This is a genomic window from Streptomyces milbemycinicus, assembly GCF_002154605.1.
GTDB classification, from domain to species: domain Bacteria; phylum Actinomycetota; class Actinomycetes; order Streptomycetales; family Streptomycetaceae; genus Streptomyces; species Streptomyces milbemycinicus.
This window is the reverse complement of the sequence record NZ_MUNE01000934.1, coordinates 1-7319: the sequence shown is the minus strand read 5'-3', so window position 1 is coordinate 7319 and position 7319 is coordinate 1. Positions and strand designations below refer to the sequence as shown.

The window sequence follows — 7319 nt, the reverse complement described above, 5'->3', positions numbered from 1 at the left end:
CTCGCCCCCCTCGCCCCCCTCGCCCTTGGAGTCGGCATGATCCGCGTGAAGTCCCTGATGCAGCAGGCGAACCCGGTCCCGGAGACCGCTCCTGAGGAGCCCGCGAGGCCGTCCGAACGGCGGCGTATGCGTCGGCGCGGGCTGGTCCTGAGCGGGTCGGTGGCCGCCCTCGCGGTCGCCGTCGCCGCGGTCGTCACCCTCGTCACCGTGTTCGGCTCGCCGGGCGGTGGCTCCGGTGGCCGCCCGGCCGAACCCCCTGCCGCCGACGAGCCGTACTACGTGACCACCGGGGACCTGGAGCGGCACGCCGATGTCGTCGTCCGCGCGCGCGTCGTCGCCACCCGTGAGACCGACGAGGACGGGTTCGCGGAGACCATCGCCACGGTGAGCGTGGTGGCGACGGGCAAGGGCAAGCCCCCCGGCCGTACGATCCACGCGTCGTACCCCAGCCCGGGCGCCGCGCTGCCCTCAGGACCCGAACTCACCGTCCGGCACGAGTACGTCCTGCTGCTGGCCCGCATGGACGACGGGAAGTACGTACTGGTGAACACCACCCAGGGCTACTACGGAATCGAGGCGGGCCACGCCAAGGCCGGGCCGGACAACGACGTGGCCCTCAGCGACGGCGTGCTCAAGGCGCTGGGCCTGACCCCGCTGCGCCTGACCCGCTGACGGAGGGGCGGGCGGGTGGACTCTCCCCCCGTGGGAGAGGCCATGCTGAGGCGTGTGAACGACGACGACCCCCTGTCCATCGGCCAGTTCGCCCGTCTCGTACGGCTCAGCGTCAAACAGCTGCGCCACTACGCCGATCTCGGCCTGCTGCCGCCCGCCCGGGTGGATCCTGACACCGGATACCGCTACTACCGTGCGGATCAGGCGCGGGACGCCATGTCCATCGGCCTGTTGCGCTCGCTGGATGTGCCGCTGGCCGCCATCAAGGACGTGCTCTCCGGGCAGGACCCCGCCCGCGCCCTGGGCGACGTACGCGACCGGCTGGACGACGAGCTCGCCCGGCGCCGCCGGTCCCTCGCCGCCCTGGAGCGCATCCTGGCCGGCGGCCTGCCCACGGCCGAGGTGACCCTGCGGCGGGAGGAGCCGCAGCGGGTGGCCGTCGTCCGCGATGTGGCCGACTCGCCCGAGGACATCGGGCGGGTCACGGGGGCGTGTGTGGGCAGGCTGCTGGCGCTGCTGGCGGCGGGGGAGCACGCGGAACGAGGGGAGCGGGGAGTGCAGGGGCCGCCGGAAGCGGGGCCCCCGTGGGAGGGGCAGCCGGGGAAGAAGCCACCCGGCGAGGGCCTTCGGCTGGTCGGGCTCTTCCCCGTCGACATGGGCGAGTACATCCCCATCACCATCACGGCCGCGCTCCCCGAGGGCCGCCCCGCCCCGCCGGGCACCACGGTGGATCTGCTCCCCGGCGGCACGTTCGCCTGTGCGACCCACACAGGCGCGTACGACCAGATCTCCCTGACCGCCCACGCGCTGGTGGCCTGGTGCGTCGAACGCGGCCACGCGCCCACCGGGCCCATCCGCGAGCTCTACCTCAACGACCCCGCCGTCACGGCCCCCGACCACCTGGTCACCCAGCTGCTGATCCCTCTGGAGGAGACACCCTGAACGACCTGGACGCGCCCGGCGCGTAAATGACGGACGCGTGGATGATGGACGCGTGGATGATGGGCGCGTGCGGATACGACTGAGCACCATCGAAGAGCTTCCCGTCCTGCAGGACATCGAGCGGGCCGCGGGCCTGTGCTTCCGGGACATCGGCATGGACGAGATCGCCGACGACGAGCCGCTGAGCCTGGACGAGCTGGGGACGTACCAGCGCGCCGGGCGGGCCTGGGTCGCGGCGAACGGCGAGAACCGGGCGGTGGCGTATCTGATCACCGACCCGGTGGACGGGAACATGCATATCGAGCAGGTCTCCGTGCACCCCGACAGCGCGCGCCGCGGCGTGGGCCGGGCGCTGATCGAGCACGCGGCGGGGCGGGCGGCGGCCGAGGGGGCGTCGGCGCTGACGCTGACCACGTTCGTCGATGTGGCGTGGAACGCCCCGTACTACGCGGCGCGGTGCGGGTTCCGGACCCTGGGGGAGGACGAACTCACCCCCGGGCTACGGGAGATCCGGCGGAGCGAGGCGGCGCACGGGTTGGACCGGTGGCCGCGGGTCTGCATGCGTCGCGAGGTGGGCTGACGGCTCCCGGCCGAGGGGCCGAGGGCCGCTCATCGAAGCCTGGGGGCCGACGGCCGCTCATCGAAGCCTGAGGGAAAGGCCGTTGTTCCCGGCCGATCCGGGCTGTTCGCTTGAGACATGTCCAATACCACGGAACTCACCACCCCGGAAGGAAAATCCGGGTCCGGGGCCGGATCCGTGCGCTCGCCGCTCGGAAACTGGCTCGCCGTCGCCGCCGTGGCGGTCGGCACCTTCGCGGTCGTGACCACCGAGATGCTGCCGGTCGGCCTGCTCACCTCGGTCGGCTCCGCGCTCGGGGTCTCGGCCGGTACGGCCGGCCTGGCCATGACCGTGCCGGGCCTCGTCGCCGCCGTCGCGGCGCCCCTGCTGGCCGCCACCGTCGGCCGGCTCGACCGGCGGCTGCTGCTCATCGGCCTGATGGGGCTGCTGGCCGCCGCCAATCTGCTGTCGGCGCTCGCGCCCGGCTTCGCCGTTCTGCTGTTCGCCCGGATTCTGGTGGGGGTGAGCATCGGCGGCGTGTGGTCCATCGCGGCGGGCCTGGCGGCCAGACTGGTGCCGGAGAAGTCCGTCGGCCACGCCACATCGGTCGTCTTCAGCGGCATCGCGGTGGCGTCGGTCGTGGGCGTGCCGGTCGGCACGCTCATCGGCGATGTGGTGCACTGGCGCGCCGCGTTCGCGGTGGTGGGGGCGCTCTCGCTGGCCGTCGCGGCCGCGCTGGCCATCACGCTGCCGCCGCTGCCCGCCGACCGCGCGATCCGGCTGAGCGAGGTGCCCGGCCTGTTCCGCAACGCCCGGCTGCGCACCGGCCTGATCACGACCCTGCTGCTGGTGACCGGGCACTTCGGCGCGTACACCTACGTACGCCCGGTGCTGGAGGCGGGCTCGGCGGTCGGAGCGGGGCTGATCAGCACGCTGCTGCTCGCGTACGGCGTGGCGGGCATCGCCGGAAACTTCCTGGCCGGCGCCACCGCCCACCGCGATCCGCGCCGCACCCTCATGGTCATCTTCGCCCTGCTCGCCGCGGCGGTGCTGCTGATGCCGGTGGCCGGCGGGACGACGCCGGGGGCCACGGTGCTGCTGATGCTGTGGGGGCTGGCGTACGGAGGGGTGTCGGTCACCTCGCAGACGTGGGTGCTGCAGGCGGTGCCGGAGCCGGAGGAGCGGGAGGCGGCCTCGGCGCTGTTCGTCGGGGTGTTCAACGTGGCGATATCCCTGGGCGCGCTGCTCGGCGGGCGGGCGGCGGACGGGATCGCGGTGTCGAGTGTGATGTGGTTCGGGGGCGCGCTCGCGGTGCTGGCGCTGGTGAATGTCGCGGTCGTGCGGCAGCGGTGAAGCGGGCTCGGGGCGAAGGGGGCTCGAGGCGAAGGGGCCCGGGGCACGACGATGCCCCGGGCCCGCGGCATCGTCGTGCTCAGGAGCGGGGCGCCGGCAGCAGCCGCGCCGAGATGATCTTGAGGACCTGAGGCACATGGTCATTGAGGAAGAAGTGCCCGCCGCTGAGCACCGTGAGATCCATCTCCGCGGTGGTGTGCTTCTCCCAGTCGCGCACTTCGTCGACCGACGCCCTCGGGTCGGCATCCCCCGTCAGCGCGGTGATCGGGCAGCTGATCCGCCGCCCCGGCTCGCAGCGGTACGACTCGATGGCCCGGTAGTCGCCGCGGATCGCCGGGAGCGCCATCCGCAGCAGCTCCTCGTTCTCCAGGACCTCGCCGTTCGTGCCGTTCAGCATGCGCAGCTCTTCCAGCACCCCCGCGTCGTCCCGCTGATGCACGGACTCCTCCCGGACCCGGGACGGCGCCCGTCGCCCGGAGACGAACAGCCGGACGGGCATCACCTTCCGCTCCTCCAGCCGCAGCGCCACCTCGTACGACAGCGTGGCGCCCATGCTGTGGCCGAACAGCGCGAGCGGCTTGTCGTCCAGCCCCTCCAGCGCCCCGACGACGGCGTCGGCGAGCTTGCCGATGTCGTCGATGCAGGGCTCGCGGTGCCGGTCCTGGCGCCCGGGGTACTGGATGGCGAGCACCTCGATCGAGGGCGCCAGCGCCTTCGCCACCGGGAAGAAGTAGCTGGCCGACCCGCCGGCGTACGGCAGGCACACCAGCCGTAACGCGCTGTCCGGGGACTTCTCGTACCGCCTGATCCACGTTTCGGCATCCGCAGCGATGCTCGTCATCGTCGTGCTTCCTTCCTCTACCCCTGCCGGTTCCTGGGGAAGGTGCGGTCCCGGCCCGTCGTCAACATCCTTTCGTCAATACCCTTGCACAGACGCCTGTTTCCGAGCTTGCGTCGGCCAAGGGTCTAGGTGGTGCCCCAATGGTCCGGGTGGTGCGCCGGGAGTCGGTGAAGACCAGGTCGGCAGGTGAGACCCTGATACCAGGGGGCTCGTCCTTCGGGAGTGTCCGATGGCAGTGAGCATGCACGTGGTCTGGAGTACGGCCGAGCCGGGGCGCGTCATCTACGAGACGCACGCGATCGAAACGATCACCGACGGCGAAGGCGTCCACGCGACGGTCGACAGCCACACCTATGAGGTCCCCCTCCACAGCCGCGCCGAGGCGGAGACGATCGCGGAGGAGGACGGGTACGAGCTGTTCAGGAGGGGGGAGGCATGGGAGAGCCTCCCGGAGGAGGAGGAGGAGAGCCTTCCGGACGAGGAGGGCGCCATGGAGGAATAGGTGCATTCCAGGGGCGCGCGCTCGCTGCCGGCGCCCTCGCCCTGCTCCAGTACCGGGTTCGGTACCAAAGCAGGACCAGAGAGCAGGACCGGCTCTCTCAGCTGTGGCTCAGCCGTGGCTCAGCAGGAAGTCGACGTCCCGCGCCTCGGAGCCTTCGGAGCCCCCGGAGCCCTTGGCGCCACCGAGCGTGACGGGCATGGTCGCCGGTGCGTAACCGCTGGCGACCACCGTGTAGTGCTCGTCGGTCAGCCCCTCGAAGTGGAACGCCCCGTCCGCGCCGGTCACACACTGCCCGACCACATCGCCCGCCGAGTCCAGCAGCGCCACCCGCGCGTCCTCCACCGGCCGCCCGCCCTGGGCGCGCACGGTGCCGCGGACCTTGGCCGCGGGCCGCAGCTCGGCATCGATCCGCGGGGGCTGCCCGGTGCCGGTGATCTCCAGCTGCGCGGCGTGCGGACGGTGGCCCTCGGCGCTGATGGTCAGCGTGTACGAGCCGGGGGTGAGCTGGGGCAGCGCGAAGTCGCCCTTCTCGTCGGCGGTGGCCGTGGCGGCGACCGCACCGTCGGGGCTGATCGCGATGGCCGTCGCCCCGGCCAGCGGCTCGCCGCCGAAGGCCCGTACGGTCCCGGTGGGCCCGCCGCCTCCGGCCAGCCGCACATCACAGGTGACAGGGGCGTCGGACAGCAGCAGCGTGACCGCCTGCGGCTGGTGGCCAGGGGCCGAGCCGATCAGGACGAAGCTGCCGGCGTCGGGGGCGGTCAGGGAGTACCGGCCGTCGGGGCCGCTGACCGTACGGCCGAGCTGGCGGCCGGTGTTGTCGATGAGGGTGACGGCGGCACCCGCCAGCGGGACGTCGCCGGACCCGAGCACCCGGCCCTGGACACCGCCGCCGCTGGCAATGGCCTCAGCGGCCTCAGCGGCCTCGGCCGACGCTGCAGGCTGGGCTGCTGCCGCGGCCTCGGCCGCCGCCGCGGGCTGGGCCGCCGGGGTGGCCGGGGCCGCTTCCTGCTCTGCCGGCGCCTGGCCCGTCTGCGGCTGGCCCGTCACGGGCGTACGGCGCCGGTTGGGCAGGAACAGGGTGATCAGCAGACCCAGGGCGGCGGCCCCGCATGCGACGGCGAACGAGATCTTGAACCCGTCCGTGTTGGGCAGCGCGAGCCGTCCGAAGTTCGTGGTCTGGTGCGCGAGGATCACGCCGACCACCGCGCTGGAGGTGGACATGCCGATGGACCGCATCAGGGTGTTCAGCCCGTTCGCCGCACCCGTCTCCGAGGCCGGCACGGAGCTGATGATCAGGGTCGGCATCGCCGAGTACGCGATCCCGACGCCGACGCCGAGCCCGGTCGAGAGCACGACGACCTGCCAGACGTGGTCCATCATCACGATGCCGCCGCCGTACGTGGCGCCGATCACGAGCAGACCCAGGAGCAGCGAGACCTTCGGCCCGCGCGTGGCGTTGATCCGCGCGGACAGCGGCGAGACCAGCATCATCGCCACACCCATCGGCGCGACGTACAGACCCGCCATGACCATCGACTGGCCGAGGCCGTAGCCGGTGGCCTTCGGCAGCTCCAGCAGCTGGGGGAGGATCAGCGACATCGCGTAGAAGGAGAACCCGACCATGATCGAGGCGAGGTTCGTCAGCAGCACCTGACGGCGCGCGGTGGTCCGCAGGTCCACCAGCGGCTCGGCGGTCCGCAGCTCCACGAACCCCCAGACCAGCAGGATCAGCGCGGACGCGCCGAACAGCCCGAGGGTGGTGCCGCTGGACCAGCCCCAGTCGCCGCCCTTGGTGATGGGCAGCAGCAGACAGACCAGACCGGCCGAGAGCCCGATCGCGCCGATGGCGTCGAAGCGGCTGGGGGTCCGTACGCTCGACTCGGGGACGACGATGAGCACGAGGGCGAGCGCGAGCAGACCGAGCCCGGCGGCGCCGTAGAACAGCACATGCCAGTTGGTGTGCTGGGCGACGAACGCGGCGGCCGGGAGGCCGAACGCGCCACCGATGCCCAGCGACGAGCTCATCAGGGCCATCGAGGAGCCCAGCTTCTTGGGCGGCAGCTCGTCGCGCATGATGCTGATGCCAAGCGGTATCGCGCCCATCGCGCCGCCCTGGATGGCCCGGCCGACCACCATCACCACCAGGTCGGAGGTGACGGCGCACACCAGCGAGCCGACGACCAGCAGCCCGAGGGCCACCACCAGCATCCTGCGCTTGCCGAACATATCGCCGAGCCGCCCCATGACCGGGGTGGACACGGCGCCCGCGAGGAGGGTGGCGGTGATCACCCAGGAGGCGTTGGAGCTGGAGGTGTGCAGCAGCTGCGGCAGCTCGGTCACCAGCGGGACGACCAGCGTCTGCATCACCGAGACGGCGATACCGCAGAACGCGAGCACGGCCACGAAGCCGCCGCCCACCTCGCGCGGAAGCTGCTTCTGGCCGGGCGGCG

Annotated in this window: 7 protein-coding genes; 5 read left to right on the top strand and 2 right to left on the bottom strand. The window is 72.4% G+C overall.

The features are described from left to right. The 4 genes from CCN51_RS49135 to CCN51_RS49120 all read left to right on the top strand — a co-directional run. A partial coding sequence (locus CCN51_RS49135) for a hypothetical protein (protein WP_211303330.1) occupies window positions 1-672 on the top strand: 672 nt, incomplete at its 5' end. 42 nt (window positions 673-714) lie between these two features. Further along, the gene (locus CCN51_RS49130) at window positions 715-1614 is read left to right on the top strand and encodes a MerR family transcriptional regulator (protein ID WP_014176440.1); all 900 of its coding nucleotides are present in this window, start codon (window positions 715-717) and stop codon (window positions 1612-1614) included. 67 nt (window positions 1615-1681) lie between these two features. After that, complete coding sequence (locus tag CCN51_RS49125; RefSeq protein WP_014176439.1) at window positions 1682-2194, top strand: GNAT family N-acetyltransferase; 513 nt, start codon at window positions 1682-1684, stop codon at window positions 2192-2194. Window positions 2195-2311: 117 nt separating this feature from the next. Then, window positions 2312-3526, top strand: a complete 1215-nt coding sequence (locus CCN51_RS49120; protein ID WP_014176438.1) for an MFS transporter — start codon at window positions 2312-2314, stop codon at window positions 3524-3526. A gap of 79 nt (window positions 3527-3605) precedes the next feature. On the opposite strand, the gene CCN51_RS49115 is transcribed toward CCN51_RS49120, so the two are convergent. After that, the gene (locus CCN51_RS49115; protein ID WP_014176437.1) at window positions 3606-4367 is read right to left on the bottom strand and encodes a thioesterase II family protein; all 762 of its coding nucleotides are present in this window, start codon (window positions 4365-4367) and stop codon (window positions 3606-3608) included. 229 nt (window positions 4368-4596) lie between these two features. On the opposite strand from CCN51_RS49115, the gene CCN51_RS49110 reads away from it, so the two are divergent. After that, entirely contained in the window at window positions 4597-4869 is a 273-nt protein-coding gene (locus tag CCN51_RS49110; protein ID WP_014176436.1) for a hypothetical protein, read from the top strand. 108 nt (window positions 4870-4977) lie between these two features. Here the strand turns inward: CCN51_RS49110 and CCN51_RS49105 are convergent. Continuing rightward, window positions 4978-7319: MFS transporter (locus CCN51_RS49105; protein WP_107426298.1), on the bottom strand; the 2342-nt coding region annotated here is incomplete at its 5' end.